At 42.2% G+C, this 16,951-nt stretch carries 14 protein-coding genes and 1 pseudogene; 7 read left to right on the forward strand and 8 right to left on the reverse strand.

What is annotated here, in order from left to right:
• Window positions 1-8: 8 nt before the first annotated feature.
• Complete coding sequence (locus ACFOWS_RS14760) at window positions 9-362, forward strand: hypothetical protein (RefSeq protein WP_366586587.1); 354 nt, start codon at window positions 9-11, stop codon at window positions 360-362.
• A gap of 10 nt (window positions 363-372) precedes the next feature.
• Here ACFOWS_RS14760 and ACFOWS_RS14765 read toward each other — a convergent pair whose 3' ends face one another.
• The gene (locus tag ACFOWS_RS14765; protein ID WP_366586585.1) at window positions 373-843 is read right to left on the reverse strand and encodes a CBS domain-containing protein; all 471 of its coding nucleotides are present in this window, start codon (window positions 841-843) and stop codon (window positions 373-375) included.
• Between the two features lie 122 nt (window positions 844-965).
• Here ACFOWS_RS14765 and ACFOWS_RS14770 point away from each other — a divergent pair, with 122 nt between their 5' ends.
• The 3 genes from ACFOWS_RS14770 to ACFOWS_RS14780 all read left to right on the forward strand — a co-directional run bounded on the left by ACFOWS_RS14770 (window position 966) and on the right by ACFOWS_RS14780 (window position 4,821).
• Window positions 966-3,245, forward strand: a complete 2,280-nt coding sequence (locus ACFOWS_RS14770; RefSeq protein WP_379766085.1) for a M28 family peptidase — start codon at window positions 966-968, stop codon at window positions 3,243-3,245.
• Window positions 3,238-4,047 carry an SDR family oxidoreductase gene (locus tag ACFOWS_RS14775; protein ID WP_379766088.1) on the forward strand — a complete coding sequence of 270 codons (810 nt, stop codon included), beginning with the start codon at window positions 3,238-3,240 and terminating at the stop codon, window positions 4,045-4,047. The genes ACFOWS_RS14770 and ACFOWS_RS14775 overlap by 8 nt, the downstream gene beginning before the upstream one ends.
• A gap of 69 nt (window positions 4,048-4,116) precedes the next feature.
• On the forward strand, window positions 4,117-4,821 hold the full coding sequence (locus ACFOWS_RS14780) for a hypothetical protein (RefSeq protein WP_379766091.1): 705 nt from the start codon (window positions 4,117-4,119) through the stop codon (window positions 4,819-4,821).
• On the opposite strand, the pseudogene ACFOWS_RS14785 reads toward ACFOWS_RS14780, so the two are convergent.
• Together ACFOWS_RS14785 and ACFOWS_RS14790 are read right to left on the reverse strand one after the other, a co-directional pair.
• Window positions 4,822-5,321, reverse strand: a pseudogene (locus ACFOWS_RS14785) (nuclear transport factor 2 family protein). It lies immediately after the preceding gene.
• Complete coding sequence (locus tag ACFOWS_RS14790) at window positions 5,311-5,808, reverse strand: hypothetical protein (RefSeq protein WP_379766094.1); 498 nt, start codon at window positions 5,806-5,808, stop codon at window positions 5,311-5,313. Before ACFOWS_RS14790 ends, ACFOWS_RS14785 begins: the two are co-directional and overlap by 11 nt.
• A gap of 64 nt (window positions 5,809-5,872) precedes the next feature.
• Here ACFOWS_RS14790 and ACFOWS_RS14795 point away from each other — a divergent pair, with 64 nt between their 5' ends.
• On the forward strand, window positions 5,873-6,820 hold the full coding sequence (locus tag ACFOWS_RS14795; protein WP_379766097.1) for an NAD-dependent epimerase/dehydratase family protein: 948 nt from the start codon (window positions 5,873-5,875) through the stop codon (window positions 6,818-6,820).
• Between the two features lies 1 nt (window position 6,821).
• Here the strand turns inward: ACFOWS_RS14795 and ACFOWS_RS14800 are convergent, their stop codons facing one another.
• The 3 genes from ACFOWS_RS14800 to ACFOWS_RS14810 all read right to left on the reverse strand — a co-directional run bounded on the left by ACFOWS_RS14800 (window position 6,822) and on the right by ACFOWS_RS14810 (window position 8,086).
• A complete protein-coding gene (locus tag ACFOWS_RS14800; RefSeq protein WP_366586567.1) occupies window positions 6,822-7,139 on the reverse strand; it encodes a hypothetical protein in 318 nt (105 codons plus the stop codon).
• 74 nt (window positions 7,140-7,213) lie between these two features.
• The gene (gene moaC, locus ACFOWS_RS14805) at window positions 7,214-7,642 is read right to left on the reverse strand and encodes a cyclic pyranopterin monophosphate synthase MoaC (protein WP_379766101.1); all 429 of its coding nucleotides are present in this window, start codon (window positions 7,640-7,642) and stop codon (window positions 7,214-7,216) included.
• Between the two features lie 3 nt (window positions 7,643-7,645).
• On the reverse strand, window positions 7,646-8,086 hold the full coding sequence (locus ACFOWS_RS14810; protein WP_379766104.1) for a molybdenum cofactor biosynthesis protein MoaE: 441 nt from the start codon (window positions 8,084-8,086) through the stop codon (window positions 7,646-7,648).
• Window positions 8,087-8,410: 324 nt separating this feature from the next.
• On the opposite strand from ACFOWS_RS14810, the gene ACFOWS_RS14815 reads away from it, so the two are divergent.
• Window positions 8,411-9,241, forward strand: a complete 831-nt coding sequence (locus tag ACFOWS_RS14815; RefSeq protein ID WP_379766107.1) for a serine hydrolase — start codon at window positions 8,411-8,413, stop codon at window positions 9,239-9,241.
• A gap of 88 nt (window positions 9,242-9,329) precedes the next feature.
• Window positions 9,330-12,065: a hypothetical protein gene (locus ACFOWS_RS14820; RefSeq protein WP_379766110.1), complete on the forward strand. Its 2,736-nt coding sequence runs from the start codon at window positions 9,330-9,332 to the stop codon at window positions 12,063-12,065.
• Here the strand turns inward: ACFOWS_RS14820 and ACFOWS_RS14825 are convergent.
• Together ACFOWS_RS14825 and ACFOWS_RS14830 are read right to left on the reverse strand one after the other, a co-directional pair.
• Window positions 12,052-13,317 (reverse strand): serine hydrolase, encoded by a 1,266-nt coding sequence (locus ACFOWS_RS14825; RefSeq protein ID WP_379766113.1) that lies wholly within the window; start codon window positions 13,315-13,317, stop codon window positions 12,052-12,054. The two genes, ACFOWS_RS14820 and ACFOWS_RS14825, sit on opposite strands and share 14 nt — an antisense overlap.
• Entirely contained in the window at window positions 13,318-16,227 is a 2,910-nt protein-coding gene (locus tag ACFOWS_RS14830; protein WP_379766116.1) for a PEP/pyruvate-binding domain-containing protein, read from the reverse strand.
• Window positions 16,228-16,951 lie beyond the last annotated feature (724 nt).

Raw genomic sequence — 16,951 nt, forward strand, 5'->3', positions numbered from 1 at the left:
CTTATATCATGGATGAAAGAAAATGCTTGGAATGTGGCGCAAAGCTATTGGGAAGGGTGGACCAAAAATACTGCTCAGACCATTGTCGCAATGCCTACAACAACCGTCTGAACAAGGATAGCAAAAACTTGGTCCGAAACATCAACAACAAGCTTCGGAAGAACTATCGTATTTTGGACAGCTTTCCACTAAAAGAAGGTAAAACCACCACTACAAAAATGAAGTTGATGGATAAAGGCTTCGATTTTGAGTATATCACCAACCTGTACACCACCAAAAAGGGGAGTACCTACTATTTTGTATATGATTTAGGGTATTTGCCGCTTGACAATGATTACTATATGATTGTAAAGCGGGAATGACAAAAGAAAACTATTTCCAGTTCTGAGCACTAAGCTTTAGGGCGGCAATCACAACATCCTTACGACTGATCTGTCCAACTAAAATTCCATTCTTCATAACGGGTAAACGTCGTCTGTTGTGCCTGTCAAAGACCCCGGCCGCATCAAAGATGCTCATGTCATGCGGAACGGTCTCTACATTTTTGGTCATAAAGCGTTCCACACTCTTGTCCAAAATAGGTTGATTGAAATAGCGGCTTTCTGAAATTTGCTTCATGCAGTCCGCTTCGGAAATAATTCCAACCAAGAATCCATTGCCATCCAAAACAGGACCACCTGAAATATGGTACTTTGCAAAAGCCTCCATAACTTCCAAAATGGATTGTTCTGGGGAAAAAGTGACCAATTTTTTGGTCATATAGTCCTCTACCAAAATAGGAGCGTTGTATTTTTTCTTGGACTCCTCCTTGGATCGTACGCCTTGAAAACTTTTGATAGCCATAGGGTTACTGTTTAGAGTTAAACAATAAATATAAACTTTTTTAGAGAATTGTCTAATTTTTAACGTTAAAATGTGCGAACCTTTCATAAATTCATACATTTAGATACCAACATAACCAAATCATGAAATTTTCACGCACGCTTGCCCTTTTGCTCCTCTTTTTTGCGGTCTATTGGAGCTTTAATTCATTGATGCCCTCCTATTCTGCTGATGAAGATTCTGCCCAAGAAGAATTTTCAACAGACCGGGCCTTGGTCCATGTTAAAAATATTTCCATTGAACCCCATGCCGTAGGTTTTCCGGGTCATGCCCGGGTTCGAGCTTATATTATTGCCGAACTCAAAAAAATGGGTTTGGAAACCATCATCCAAGAAGGGTATACGGCAGGTGACTGGGGCAACTTGAGCAAAGCCTCCAATATTTTAGCTCGAATAAAAGGTTCTGAAGCCGGAAAAGCCCTTTTAGTCCTATCCCATTATGATAGCAACCCCCACTCTTCCTATGGAGCCAGTGATGCCGGAAGCGGAGTGGCCACCATTCTCGAGGGAATCAGGGCCTTTTTGGCTGAAAACAAGACTCCAAAAAATGACATCATTATCCTTCTTACCGATGCCGAAGAGCTGGGCCTTAACGGTGCAGACCTTTTTGTAAACAACCATCCATGGGCAAAAGATGTGGGGCTGGTGCTCAATTTTGAAGCACGAGGTAGCGGTGGACCCAGCTACATGCTCATTGAGACCAATCGTGGCAATGGAACGCTAATCAAGGAATTCACCAAGGCCAATCCAAAATATCCGGTGGCCAATTCCTTGGCGTATAGTATCTACAAAATGTTACCGAATGACACAGACCTTACTGTCTTTCGGGAAGATGGTGATATAGAGGGATTTAACTTTGCTTTCATTGATGACCATTTCGACTATCATACGGCATTGGACACTTATGAACGGTTAGACCGGACTTCCTTGGCGCACCAAGGCAGTTATTTGATGCCGCTTTTGCATTATTTTTCGAATGCTGACCTAAACAATCTCAAAAGTTTGGATGATTATGTGTATTTCAATCTGCCTTTTTTTAGATTGATCTCTTATCCGTTTGATTGGATTTGGCCCATGTTCGCTCTCGCTGTATTGGCCTTTCTTCTGCTACTTTTTGATGGGCTCCGGAAAAAGAAACTCCAATTAAAGGACATTTTTAAAGGTTTTATCCCAGTTTTGCTCACTTTGGTCATCAATGGCGTCATTGGTTATTTCTGTTGGACCATAATCACATGGTGGTATCCTGGTTTTAAGGACATACTCCATGGTTTTACGTATAATGGACATGCCTATATTGTAGTCTATGTGATGCTTTCAGTGTCCATCTGTTTTTGGATGTACCATCAATTCCGAAAAACCAGCACGCCAAATCTTTTGGTCGCTCCCATTGTTATTTGGTTGATTATCTGCGGCTTGGCATCCTACTATTTACCAGGGGCCAGCTTTTTTGTGGTTCCGCTATTTGGATTGTTGGCCGCTTTCATGGTTAGCATCAACCAAGATGAACCCAACTCATTCTTGCTGGTTTTTCTAGCATTGCCCGCCGTGTTTCTGTATTCTCCCTTCATAAAAATGTTTCCTGTTGGGTTGGGTTTGAAAATGATGGTGGCTGCAACCGTATTCACAACGTTGTTGTTCTTTTTGGTGCTCCCCTTCTTCAGTCAACTTAAAAACAAGAGTACCTTGGCATACTTGTTCCTATTTTTATTTATGGTCTTTGGCATATCCAGTCATCTCAGCTCCCATTTCAATGAAGAGCGACCCAAACCCAGCAGCCTGTTATATGTGTACAATGCCGATGAGAATGCTGCCATTTGGGGCACCTATGATCATAGTCTGATTGGTTGGAACAATCAATTTCTAGGAAATGAAAAGCGAGTACCCGGACCCGATGAGTACAAGACTTTATCAAGCAAATATGCCACAAAGCTCACCTATATTGCAGAGGCTCCCAAAAAAGAAATCACCCCTCCTTGGATAGACACAGTGAGGGACACCATTATTGGCGAGAATCGTGTTGTTGAAATCTGTGTCACACCAAAACGGGATGTCAACCGACTTGATGTGTACACCAACTCCATCGCTTTAACTTCGGCAAAGGCGAATCGCATTCAATTATCCGATGAATTCTTGCAGAAAAGGAGAAACAAATTGATTACGCACTATGTCACCAATAATGATTTCACCGAATTGGAACTGAGTTTTCCAAAGGATTCGGTTTTGGAGCTTTCTTTTTATGAGGCATCCAACGACCTCCTATCTCACAAGGATTTCAGTATCCCAAAAAGGCCGGAAAACAGCATTCCCATGCCTTTTGTCTTAAATGATGCTATCTTGACCATAAAAACCATAAAGTTTGAGTGAAAAAATTGGCGTATTGGGTTGTGGATGGCTAGGATTACCTTTGGCAAAACGACTCTTAAAGGATTCCTATAAGGTATTTGGAACCACAACTTCAGCAGATAAACTGCACGCATTGGAAAAGGAAGGGGTACATCCCTTTAAAATTAGTGTAAAGCCCACCAAAATCCACGGGGATATTCAAGGTTTTTTGTCCCAGATTGATGTGCTCATCATTAATGTGCCACCGCGATTAAGAGGTAGTCAAAATGAAAGTTTCATAGATAAAATGGAGCTCTTGCATGGCGAAATCCAAAAAAGTGGTGTGAAAAAGGTCATTTTTGTGAGCAGTACTTCGGTCTACGGAAATTTGGAAGGTGAGGTTACCGAGCAAACTTTGCCAAACCCAGTGACTGAATCTGGGAAACAGTTGGTGCAATCTGAGGAACTTTTTTTGAGTGACCCCCACATCTCAACCACAATTATTCGGTTTGGCGGACTCATTGGCCCAGACCGGCATCCTGTGACCATGTTGTCCAAAAAACAACATCTTACCAATGGGAACGACCCGGTCAACCTTATCCATCTGGAAGATTGCATCCATATCATCAGCATCATTCTCAAAAACAAATACTGGGGTGAGGTATTCAATGGTGTCAATCCTTTTCACCCTCCTAAAATTGAATATTATAATTCAGAAGCAACAAAAAGGGGGCTACCCTTACCTCCATATCAAGTGGATGACACCCATAGTAAGGCCAAGGTTGTAATCAGTAAAAATTTTCTGGAAAAGGGGCATTCCTTTACCACCTCCATTATATCCTGATACTTATGGGATTATTAACAGGATGATATGGATAATTTTTTTAGTTTTGGCGCACTAAATTGAAGATGAATGAAAAAGACACTACTCTTATTACTGTTGCTTGCGGGCTTTAGTGGAATTTCCCAGACCAAAAACGAACTTTTGGACCACTACAAGGCGTATTACCAAGAAATGCGTATGCAAGGCGATGTTACTGGCGTAATAGGGGCATTGACCCATTTAAATGTACTCTCACCCTCCACAGAGCGAAGAGATACACTGGCCTTTGTCTACATGAACAATAACCAGCACATGCAGGCCCTGAATACTATCGGTATTGATAAGAATGAGGCCGACTCGGACCTTGCCGTGCAAGTAAAGGCTGTTTCTTTGAAGGCATTGAACCAACCTAAAAGGGCTTTGGAACATTTTGAGATTCTATACAAAAGAGAGCCATCGGCGTATTTAGCCTACGAATTGGCGGACCTTAAAATTCAAGTTGGAGACAATTCAGGAGCCTTGTCAAACATAGATTATGGCATTAACAATGCCCAAGAAGGCATGACATATGCTTTTTACGAAAGACAACAACCCTACGAAGTTCCTCTAAAGGCCGCTTTTCATCACTTGAAGGGATTGGTCACATATAATATGGACAAGAACAATATTGATGCGGCCATAACATCCATAGATGAAGCCCTAAAGATAGACCCCAATTTTAATCTGGCCAGTTTGAGCAAACAGGCCTTGGAATCCCGCAAGGAAAAACCCGAGGGAGAGGGCGGCAACAAATAATCACTGCTTCTTTTTCAGTTCAAGGAGGAGTGTGTCATCCTTTTCTTCCTTGATTTGGACAAGTTCGTCCACATTTTCATTGGGCACTGTAATTGAAAGCACATAATGGGCAATTTCCATTGCCCATTTTCTTTTCTGAGCACTCCAGAGCCTCTACAGATTTTCATTTGGGTATCCAATAACTCATCAAACCAAGCAAAGTCCTTAGCTTTATTGATATAGATATTTCGCTGCACCGATGTAAAGCTCCAAGCTTTGCCTAGATCAAAATAAGGCTTGGAAAACGCCTTGAATTCTTTGTTTTGCCAATTTTCCATGGCATCTGTCCCAATGAAAACAGCATCATTGGTCATCTTTCCAAAATACGCTTCAAAATCAGCATTGGCGGCAGCCAAGTGCCAACCATCCAAAACTGTATTTATTTTTTCTTCCTCGATATCCTGGGCCATGGCACCAAGTACCATGAAAAATCCCAACATAAATAAAATTTTAGTTTTCATCCAATATTAATTCTTTGTCCAGTTGACTGTTCACGATTACATTGAATTGTTTTCGCATGGCATTGTAAGCTTCAAGCATTTCAATGGTAGGTGTAGTGGTTTCCTGATTTTCTAAAATACTCGCCTTCACCTTGTACATGTAGGTTTTCAATACCCGTTGCCTACTCTTCACCTGAAAAGTGTCGAACAATTCTGGATACGTGCCCTCAGCAAGTTTTTTTTCTTTTTCAATTAGATCGTCAATAGCCAAACTGAGGTCTTCATTGTTGGTTGCCTTGTAGAGCACATCGATGCTTGCAGCAAACGAGGTGAACTCTTTCCAATTTTTTACAATTTCAGTGGCTTCAGGATTTATAGCAAGTTTTTCAGGCATTCTTTGATACTCAAAAACAAGTTCGGTGCCCTGGGGCTCCTGAGCATCTTCTTCATTGGTTTTGCATCCGAAGAGGACTAAAAAAACAATCAATAAGCCTAACAATTTTCGCATAGGCGAATGTACAAATTTTAATAAAGGGTATCTTTGCCATCAAACGCAATTAACTTCAATTTTAATGCAAAAACCTATTCTCATTATTGGCGCATGTGGCCAAATAGGAACGGAACTCACCATTGAACTACGAAATAAATACGGCGCCGAAGGAGTGGTGGCAAGCGACATTAGGGAGGGAAGTGATGCTTTAATGGCATCTGGCCCGTTTGAATTGTTGGACGCCACCAATTATGCCGCCATTGAGGATGTGGTGATGCATTATGAGATTGACCAAGTGTATCTCATGGCCGCCATGCTCAGTGCAACCGCCGAAAAGTTTCCTATGCGCGCATGGAACCTTAATATGAGTTCACTTTTCAATGTGTTGAATTTGGCGAAAGAAGGTAAAATCACCAAAATATTCTGGCCTTCGAGTATTGCTGTTTTTGGGCCAAATACCCCCAAGGAAAACACAGCTCAAAGTACCATTATGGAGCCTAGTACGGTATACGGTATAAGTAAACAATCTGGGGAACGGTGGTGCGAATATTATTTTAAAAAATTTGGTGTGGATGTGCGCAGTGTGCGCTATCCCGGTTTAATCAGTTGGAAGACCATGCCTGGTGGCGGAACCACCGACTACGCAGTTGAAATTTACCATGAAGCCTTGAAGAAAGGAGAATACCAATCTTTTTTGGACAGGGACACTAAATTGCCCATGATGTATATGGATGATGCCATTAGGGCCACCATTCAGCTCATGGAAAGTCCAGCGGAGAATCTGGCCGTAAGATCATCCTACAATTTGGGAAGCATGAGCTTTACTCCAGAAGATGTGGCGGAAAGCATCAAAAAACATATTCCCAATTTCAAAATCAGTTATGCTCCTGATTTTAGACAAAAAATAGCGGATTCTTGGCCCAGTAGCATTGATGATTCCTTGGCCAAAACGGATTGGGGCTGGAAACCTGAATTTGATTTGGATCAAACTTCTTCAGAAATGCTTAGCAATTTAAAGAAAGAGGGATAGTTTACTCCTCTTCATCAGAATTGGAAAAGTCTTCATCGTCATCATCTGGGAGTTTTCCCAAATCTTCGGTATCCAGGTCATCATCTTCGTCGTCATCGTCATAGTTGGCCATGGTGTGTTCCAATTTGGAACTGATCTTGACCAAATATTTGGTATCGTCGGTTGAAACCTCTACAGCCTCCACCCACTCACCTTTTAGGTTTCTAAAATTGATGACATCATTGTCGCCATAGCCATCAGGGTATTTATCCACCAACAGCTTCAGGACTTCGGGGGTCAATTTTTTATAATCGACAATTACACGTTTGAGGTTATTCATAGCAGTGGGATTATCGGGTGACTAATCTAAAAGTAGAATAAAAGTATTTGCTACAAAAAAATTAACAAAAAAAATTATGTTACATCTATATCAGATTTACCACCTGTTTTCTTGAGTAGTTTTATTTGATGTATTTCCACACCCTTATCAATGGGCTTGAGCATATCGTACATGGTAAGGGCCACCACACTGGCGCCATGCATGGCTTCCACTTCCACCCCTGTCTTGTAAAATGTCTTTACGGTAATCAGAATTTTAACATCCAGACCGTCCATTTCGTATTCTATGCCGCAATACTCCACAGGAAGTGGATGACAATCGGGCAACAGATCTGACGTCTTCTTTACGCCCAAAAAACCGGCGGCCTTGCTCATGGAAAGCACATCACCTTTGGGAACAGTCCCGTTTTTTATGGCTTCAATAGTCGATATATTACTGACCTTAACAATAGCTTGGGCCACGGCAGTTCTATGGGTGGATTGTTTTTGCGTAATATCTACCATGAGCTATGTATTAACTTTCCATTGATAGGAATCATCCTCAAAAAGTTCTTTGCCGAAAACGGGAACGTGGGCCTTAATTTCTTCCACCACATATTCCAACGCTTCAAAAGCCACACGTCTATGGGGTGAAGACACAAAGACAAAGAGGCAAATCTCCCCAGTGTTTACTTTTCCCAAACTGTGGTAGATATGCATACAGGTAATCTCATATTTTGAAAAAGTACTCTCCCTAATCTCATGAAATTTTTGATTGGCCATAGTCTCATAGGCGGTGTACTCAATGGCCGAAACGGTTTTACCTCCAATTACATCCGCCCTAACCTGACCCAAAAAGATATCGTGCGCCCCAATTTGGGTCTTGGATTGGTGTTTTGCGATGGAATTGGCGATAAACTCAGGAGAAATGGCTCCTTCCCTAAAAACATTCTTGATTTTGGTCTCCATACAGCAAGTTTTGCACTAAGGTAAGGAAGAATGGGAAAAGTGGTTTGGACAGGAACAGATCTTTTCCTGTAAGCCCCTTCACGAGCATCTTAGAAAAGCAGTTTTGTGTCAACTTTTAACATTTCAATTTCAAATCTTGCTTACAAACCGCACAATTGCTCGCTATTTCATTTTGGTTAAAAAAATATTTTTAACATCCTGTGTGTTATTGGATTATATACTTTTGACTAGTTTTTAATACACCGTATTTTAATGAGGAACATCCTGCTCATAATTTTACTTTTTACGCTGTGCCCTTCAATTTCAGGACAGCAAACCCTCCCATTGAAGATAAAGAGTGAAAACATTAAACCACTGACAAAATTGGTGGATACTTCGCTTCAAGTCAACTTGGAAGAAGAAATATTAAGTAATGAAGTCTGGTCCCATTTAATTTCCCAAAAGAAAATGGCCATCGGCATCGTGGACCTTAGCAATCCTGAAAAAGTAAGATTTGCACGAATCAATGGTAACCATATGATGTACGCCGCCAGTCTGCCCAAAATTGCCATTCTTTTAGCCGCCATGGATGCTATTGAAAAGGGAGAACTGGTAGAAACTGTAGAGGTGAAAAAGGATATGCGATTGATGATCAGTAAATCGGACAATGCTGCTTCCACCCGAATGATTGACCGTATTGGATATGCTAAAATAGAATCTGTAATGACCGACCCCAAATATGCGTTTTATGATGAACACAAAGGAGGTGGCCTTTGGGTTGGGAAACGTTATGGCGGTGGTGGTGACACCCACAGAGAGCCGTTAAAACAACTGAGTCATGCTGCATCGGTGACCCAGGTTTGCCGCTTTTACTATTTGCTGGCCAATGGAAAATTGGTGAATGAAAAAAGGTCCAAACAGATGTTGAACATCATGGAACACCCAGAACTTCATCACAAATTTGTGAACACCTTGGAAGTCATTGCCCCAAGCGCGCGTCTATTCCGAAAATCTGGGTCATGGAAGACCTATCACTCCGATTCCATTTTGGTCTGGGGAAAAGACCCCAATCGACGTTACATCTTGGTGGCCCTCATTGATGACCCCGATGGGGAACAAATTATCCGAAATTTGGTCAAGCCGGTGGAGAAAGTATTGAAAAAAACCGAAATTTAGTCATTGGATAGCGCTTTGACCAATGATCTATAGAATAGCAAATAACTTTTTTGATATCAGAAAAGGGGAATACAAAATTTCCCTTTTTATGTTTTGTTACATCTTTCTGATCATATCTGTGCTGTTGATCATTAAACCAACCATCAACGCACTTTTCCTTTCTGAATTGGGTGCCGAAAAATTGTCCATTGCCTACGTACTGGTTGCCATTACGGCTGTTTTTAGCTCCCTGTTCTACACCCGTGTATTAACAAAGTTTGAGCTGAATCACATCATAAAAACCACGCTGTCCACTTCAATTGTTGTCCTTGTAGCGCTGGGAAGCTTGTTGAAATTGGGACTGATGAACACCTATTTGCTCTTCTTTTTCTACATCTGGGTGGCCATTTACGCAGTGTTGTCCGCTTCACAATTTTGGGTCATGGCCAATTTGGTCTTTAATGTGAGGGATGCAAAACGACTTTTTGGTTTTATAGGCTCAGGGGCGATTTTGGGTGGAATTTTTGGGGGCTACCTCACCTCTATTTTTGCTCCGCTCTTTGGCAACGAAGTGATGATATTCATAGCAGCCATTTTGCTGGTCGGCTGCTTTCCCCTACTCAATTTTATTTGGAAACTTCGGGTGAACAAGTTGGATGAGTTTAAACAGAAAAAGCGAATCTCATCCACCGATGGCCATCCGTATAAATTGATCAAAAAATCCCGGCATCTTACCTACATGGCCCTAACCGTGGCCGTTGGTGTTTTGGTCGCAAAATTGGTGGATTACCTCTTCAGTGATTTTGCCGCCAAAGCCATTGAAGACCCAGAGGAACTTACCTCTTTCTTGGCCTTTTGGTTTTCCTCCTTCAATTTATTGTCACTCGCCGTACAGCTTTTCCTCACCCACCGAATCGTGGGCATTTGGGGAGTTGGGTTTTCCTTGCTTTTATTGCCCTTGGGCATCCTTTTTGGTGCAGTTTTTTTCTTGATATTGCCTGAATTGTCCGCCATTGTGGCCATTAAGGCCATGGATGGGGTCTTGAAACAATCCATCAATAAAAGTGCTTCGGAATTGTTGGCGCTCCCCTTGCCCTTCGAGCTAAAAAATCGCACAAAATCCTTTATTGATGTTGTCGTGGACAGCATTGCCACAGGTTTTGCTGGCTTGCTACTTATTTTCTTTGTCAGTGGGCTCAACCTTGGCACCATGAGCATTACCCTATTGATTATAGGGCTGGTTCTGATTTGGATATTCTTTGTGGGAGTTTTGCGCAAGGAATATTATGCCACCTTCAAAAAGAATCTGGAAAACACGGCAGATAAAACAATCAACATTTCCTCCGAAAAGGTGAAAAAAGTTTCTGTAGTTGAGGGAATGAAAAGCGTTTTTTCAACCGGAAGCGAAGAGCAACTCCTTTTCATGCTCAACAAGTTGATGGAGATCAACGATAGACGGTTTTTGGATGATGTAATAAGATTGTTAGATCATCCTTCGCTAAAAGTGAAAGCTGCTGCCATGCGCAACCTTTATTTTTTGAATAGCGCCACCATGGTGGTCAACATTAATGAACTTTTAGGGTATGATGATGAAGAATTGACCTTGGCCACTTTTGAGTATCTTTTATTGCATTCGGACCAAAACGAGGAACATATTTTTGACCATTTTTTGGATTCGGAAAGCGAATTGATTCGGGATACGGCCCTCTATTGTTTAGCATTGGAAAGTGCTGGCAACGTGACACTGAAATCAAGGTATGATTTGGCCGGAAGGCTGGAAAAGCGATTGGCCCAAAAGGAACACTCCATAAATGCATTGGTTTTAAAGGCCATTGCCACTTCGGGTTATCCGCAATATTATCCAGTAATCATGGAGAGCCTTGAGAGCAAGGATGATGAACTTAAAAAAGCGGCCATTATTGCCGCTGGCATTAGCATGCGACCCATGTTCATCAATACATTATTGCATTTGCTCCCCCATAAAAAAATGCGACCGTTGGCCATTGAGGCCTTGAATACTTATGGTCCGGGCATTCTGCCTATTTTGGTTTCACAGGTAAAAAATCGTACGGTAAGTCTTGATGTTTGCCGATTTGTGCCATTGGTCATAAAGTCGTTTATGTCCAAGGAAGCGGTTCATTCATTGTTTCAGTTGTTTGATGATGTTGATCTCAGCATTCGGTTGGAAGTGGTCCGTGCCCTCAGCGACATCCGAAAAGAACGGCCTACTTTACGATTCAATCGGTTTAAAATCGTGGCCAAGATTTTTGACGAATGCAAACTGTACCACCAGACACTTTCGGCCATGCACACGCAGATTATTATCTCATACAGAAACCGGAAAAAATCAGGAGCCACGGTCGATTCCGAAGAAAGAGATGCCCGCGCTTCGTTGTTGGAGCTTTTGGAACGAAGGCTAGATTCGGGTTTGGAGCGAATATTTAAACTTTTGGGGTTGAAATACGTGCAGGAAGACGTGCAAAATGCTTATTTGGGACTTTTGAGCCCCAAGGAAGAAGCACGAAACAAGGCCATTGAGTTTTTGGACAATCTTCTCACCGGAAATCTCAAGCAAAAGCTTTTGCCCATCATTGAGGAAGCCACCATGGACTTTTCATCCGAAGAGGCCATCCAAAAAATAAAACACAGTATCCCCAGTGAAGTGGAGTGTTTTGAGCAATTACTGAACGTTCCGGACATTAACCTGAAACTGGCCGTAATCTACCTCATCGGAAAACAAAAAGACAGTCGGTTTAAACCGTTGTTGGAACGATTCATTACGGATAACAACCCAAAAATCAAGGATTTTGCCCAAAAAGCCCTAGAAGAAATCAACCTTTCCTAACAATCTTGTCAATGGCTGAAGCCAAATACATATGGTCTGAAGCTGAGTTTTTCCGAAGGACGTTGGTCATCAACACCACCATATACCTGCAATTGTCTGGGTGTTCCACAATAATGACAGAGTTCATAAAATTTTGAACATTGCCCATATATTTTCCGCATTCCTCCCCTTTGCTTCGATCACATTTGTAGAGACTCCCTGATTTAAAATACACGGCGGCCTCTTTCAAGGTTGGCGATTGCGCGTAGCGAATCCGTCTATCGGTCATGTACATCAAGCGTTTCATCTCTAGACTGCTGGCCTCATCGATGACTTTGCCTTGCTCGAGTTGTACCAAAAATTTCATCAAACCATACGGCGTACCAATACTTCCGCCTTTATCACCCACATAGGTGTTGGCCCCAGAGGTGAAGAAACTTCCCAACCGCCATTCATCCGTGGTTATACCCAAATCACGAAGGGGAAGATTGACCACGTCATTGGCCAAATCGGTCAACTCTTTTCTTGGGGTTTCCTTAAAATAGGCCATGGCCTCTTCTTCGGTCAATTCGGGATATTTTTCACCGAAAGCAGCCATTAAAAGTGCCTCGCGCCACACAATGCTCGCGGCTCCGTTGTTGCTCACGGAAAGCATGTGGTCTGCCCATTCATACAGGCTGAACACATCGCTGGCAATCACCTGACGCTTGACCAGGGTATTTTTTTCAATATTGAAAATTGGAATTGTATGAGTGTCTGTCAGGCCCCATACGCCAGCTTTTACCTCTTTGTTTTTCAGCAATTGGGTACGCAGCTCGAAGGAATCAGGATAAATTTTGGCCAACTGCTCAAAAAGTGCCACAAGTACTGCCAGTTTACCCACACTTCCCGGCTGATAACCTAAATTTTTGTTTCGTTCGGCATACCGGACACTGTCAGGGTCGGAAATATCCAAAATCGTTAGGGAATAGCTTTTGTCAAGCCCTCGGAACAATGCGCCAATATCCTTTTGAAAGGATTCATCTACCACAAAAAAGCTTCCCACGCTATCCTCTTTTCTGGAGCGAAGGTTCAATTGGATGTCTTCCCATGATTTTTTGGCGCCTTCCGGTAACGGAGTAGAAGTCTCCTTCAGTTCCCCGTTCTTGATCATTTCCAGTCGTTTGAGTCGTTTTATTCCAGTACGCTCATACCCATCGATGGGATATTCCACAAATTCCGTGAATCCTAATCCCATCAAACCTAAAAATCCTAAAGTAAGTATCTTTTTCATTTACAGTTTTTTGGAAAGTGAAATGCGTTTATTAAGGTCGATTTTTGGGGTGATGGACTCCAAATAGGTGGACCCCAACGCCTTTTTGTTTTCCACAAAAGGCCGGATTTGGAAGAGCCACAACTTATCATCTTTAAAGCCCAGTTCTACATCATAAGCACCTTCGTAATCCGAATTTGTCTCTTTGGGCACCCGTTCCCGAATGGTTTGGGCCAACTCCCGGATTTCCCTGATGTTCCGCTCATTCAGCACTCGGTCTTGAAAAGTGGCTTGTTTCTTCTCGGTGCCACCTGTTTTGGGCAGACTGTTGTAAAATCGTTCCCGAGCAGGGGCCAATAAAGTATACCCTCCTTCATCTTTGATGAGGTATTGTTCCGCAGCTTGGCCATCAACCGCGCCACCAGCACCCCGGCTAAACGCAACGGTCAGGTCCTCATCCGTTCCCGAACTGATTCCCTTGGTGATTAAAACCCCGGAATAGTCGACATCCACACTGGGAATGACCAAAATAGATGGAAACACGTTTTCGGGATTCAGCAAATATTTCTGACGCCATTTAAAGCTTCGTTCGGTATATGGAGATGCCCAAACATCCTTAATGCCAGCCAAGATTTTTTCTTTATCCACCGAATTGAAGATGGTGAGATTTAACCCTGCACCTGTAAAATCCTTTAAATCTTCCATATTGGTGTCACTGCGAAGGAACACGGGAACGGTGCCTAATTCAGAACCCAAAACTTCTTTGAATCCCTTTTCCAATTGATTCACAAAACTGCCTTGCAGTGGCATTTTTTTGATGGCATCCCGAAGGGTCTCCAATTGTCGCAATTGGTAGTTTTCAACTTCTTTTTCGGATATGCCAGAGGCAGTCATCCGGTTGGCCTCTTGGAACATCTTCGTCAAAAACTGCCAATACGAGCCCTCTTGACCGGGCATGTTTTGGTCCATGTGTGTCCTGAAAATTCCAAATGGGATTACCAGGCCCTCCACGACTTTTTCTGGAAACATTTTTTTGAGCTGACCCAAATTGGCGGCTTTGGGGCCGCATAATTTTCCAGAATCATCGGCATCCACATTTCGCATGTTCAAAACATTGTTTTCATCCAACCGGATTTGTGAAATGGGCACTTCGATGCGTTCTTCCTTGCGTTCTTTTTTGGCAAAAAGGGCCACTTCTTCCGAGGTCATTTGGTTTTCGGGTTTCAGGATAACATTTCCTTTGTTGGAAACCGCGTAAAACACCCGAGTGCCATCATACTTTTTAAGGTTTTGCAGGTTTTCATCCGATAGGGCAGCATTAGGAATTCCCAGATTACGGGCCAATAATTGCACGTGGGACACCATATTTCCTTCGGCGACGGTGGCGATGCCTGCAACCGGTTTTAAATCGGATGGCGGACGTTGGAACACGTAGATTTTATCCGATGAAACTTCAATATCATCGGAACTGCCCCCCACAACCACCAATTCCCCAAAGGCATAGCCTGGATTAAGACCCCGAATGGTACTTTGGTTCTGCAAGTCCATCACTTTGTTCGCCAATTGGGATTCTGTTGAAATAAGATTCCCCAATTCTCCCACACTTTGACCCAAGTGAAGTGCCACCGAACCGCGGATTTTATCGTCCACAAAACCAGCAGCTAGGGGTTCAAAAGCCACATATTCGTTGACAATGCCATCATAATTGGCCTTGACCATGGCTGCGCTCCACTCCACGGCAGACCTTGCCCGATTCAAAATTTCGGTCAATTCGCCAAGTGAACGTTCTTGAGCTTCGTAATTGGTTAAATCACTGGCCAATTGGTTCCATTCCCATTGCTCCAAATAGCCCGAACCGGTTACAGCCATGCCTAAATAGCAGATTTTATGCAAGAGTTCCTTTAAGGTTTTGGGTTGATAGTCGGACGAACTCTTGAATACGATTTCTTCAAGTTTTAGGGAAACATCCAACAGCTGGAGTCGTGCCAAAGGCTTTTTCTCATCCAAAAGACCATTTCTGATGTCAAACAAGAGTTGCGAAGCCTGCTCCAATAGCAACTTTGGACTTTCCACTAATGCCGAATTGGAAGCAAAAGCCTGAATGGAGTTGCCCAAAGTGGTGTCTTTGACCAATGGTGCAATTTTGGGCAGTGCGGATATATCAACCGGCTTGTGGAATTCCCTCATGGTGGCCACCAATTCGTCTATTTTCTTGGAAATGTCAGAAGTCAGTTTGGTGCTGTGCGCCTGCTTGAAACGAACCACTTTTTGAATGTCACCTTCTTCAGGTTGACTGTGAATCTTTACTCTTAAATCCATAAACGGCAGATACAAATCGGAAATCACTTTGGATTCGCTCCGCATCTTTTGGGCCACATTGTCATCACCGTTGTGGGGAATATCTTTTAGAGATTGTCGGACCAAAAAATACTCGTTCTTCAGAATTTCATCCTTCGTTAAAAGCCATTTATAAAACTCAATCCCCCAAGCTTCCTCATCCTCGGCCTGGATTGCACCGCGGTAAAATTGCCCTTTTTGGTTGATCCAACCATTGTCCACACTCTTCAAATATTTATCGAGTTGATACTGTTTGAGTCGCGAATGGTCATTTTCGGCATCCCAAAAAGGTTCCTTTTCCGTATAGGCCAAAATTTGGCCTAGATAAATGTGGTTTGATTTCGCCAAAGCCACAACCTCATCCTTGTAACGGGCATGCTGTACGCCGGGACCAATCTCATCTGGACAAGGATCTTTAGGTGCACGAATACTTCCATCGGTGCAGAACCAACGGATGTCCTTGTACGGCCCTCGAATGTCGTTCTTGAACTTGTTGACCAACACGGTAATATCCTTGGGTTCCATTTTCTGGGCCTTACCCAAATACGGTAATGTAACTAAAAAGAGTAGGACTATCCTATACAAACGTTCCATAGCAATCACGTTTTGAGAGGGGTTCTTAGTAGTAAATATATTCAAATAACCTTAGAAATTGCTATCTGATTATCAATCTGGATGGAAGTGTTCGCGAAATGAAGTAAGTAGCCCCGGCAAGAATCGAACTTTTCTCTCGGACCCCTAGTTTTATTGGGGTTTCCACTTTTTGATTTCAAAATGTTGACGATTTGTGAACTCTTAAAGTCAATTTGACTTTCGTCATTACAAAGATAAACAAACAGCTGTAAATGATTGTTTTATAAATGAAAGCCTATCGCTTATTTGAACTTATTACTCTTTGATTGTTTTTAAAGTTTTACTTCGCTTCTCACCTTTCCAACTTACAATTACCAATACGCATATTAAAAAAATTTGTATTGGTAAGGATAAATGCAGAATGTTTTGCCATAGTTTGATTGTATTTTCATCCAAGGAGTTTGCTTCATTTATCCAATTGATTTTAAGCGTCAAATAAGTTATCTGAAGGATAAAAAATGAATTGAAAATTATTAAAATCTTATTCGTAATACGATTTTTAAGTCTATCCGAAATTGCCTTGATGAGAAATACGGTGAAAAACACAAGAGGTAGATAAGTGAAAAAGAAATAAAAGTTTGGAGCGTTTATAAAATTACCAAGTATAAAAATTCTAGTTGTCTCCATGAGCCCACTGTTTCCAAATCCAACAGTAAGAAAATACAAAGTCAAAAAAGTCAGAAGA

The sequence above is a fragment of the Flagellimonas marina genome (assembly GCF_042651185.1).
Lineage (GTDB): Bacteria > Bacteroidota > Bacteroidia > Flavobacteriales > Flavobacteriaceae > Flagellimonas > Flagellimonas marina.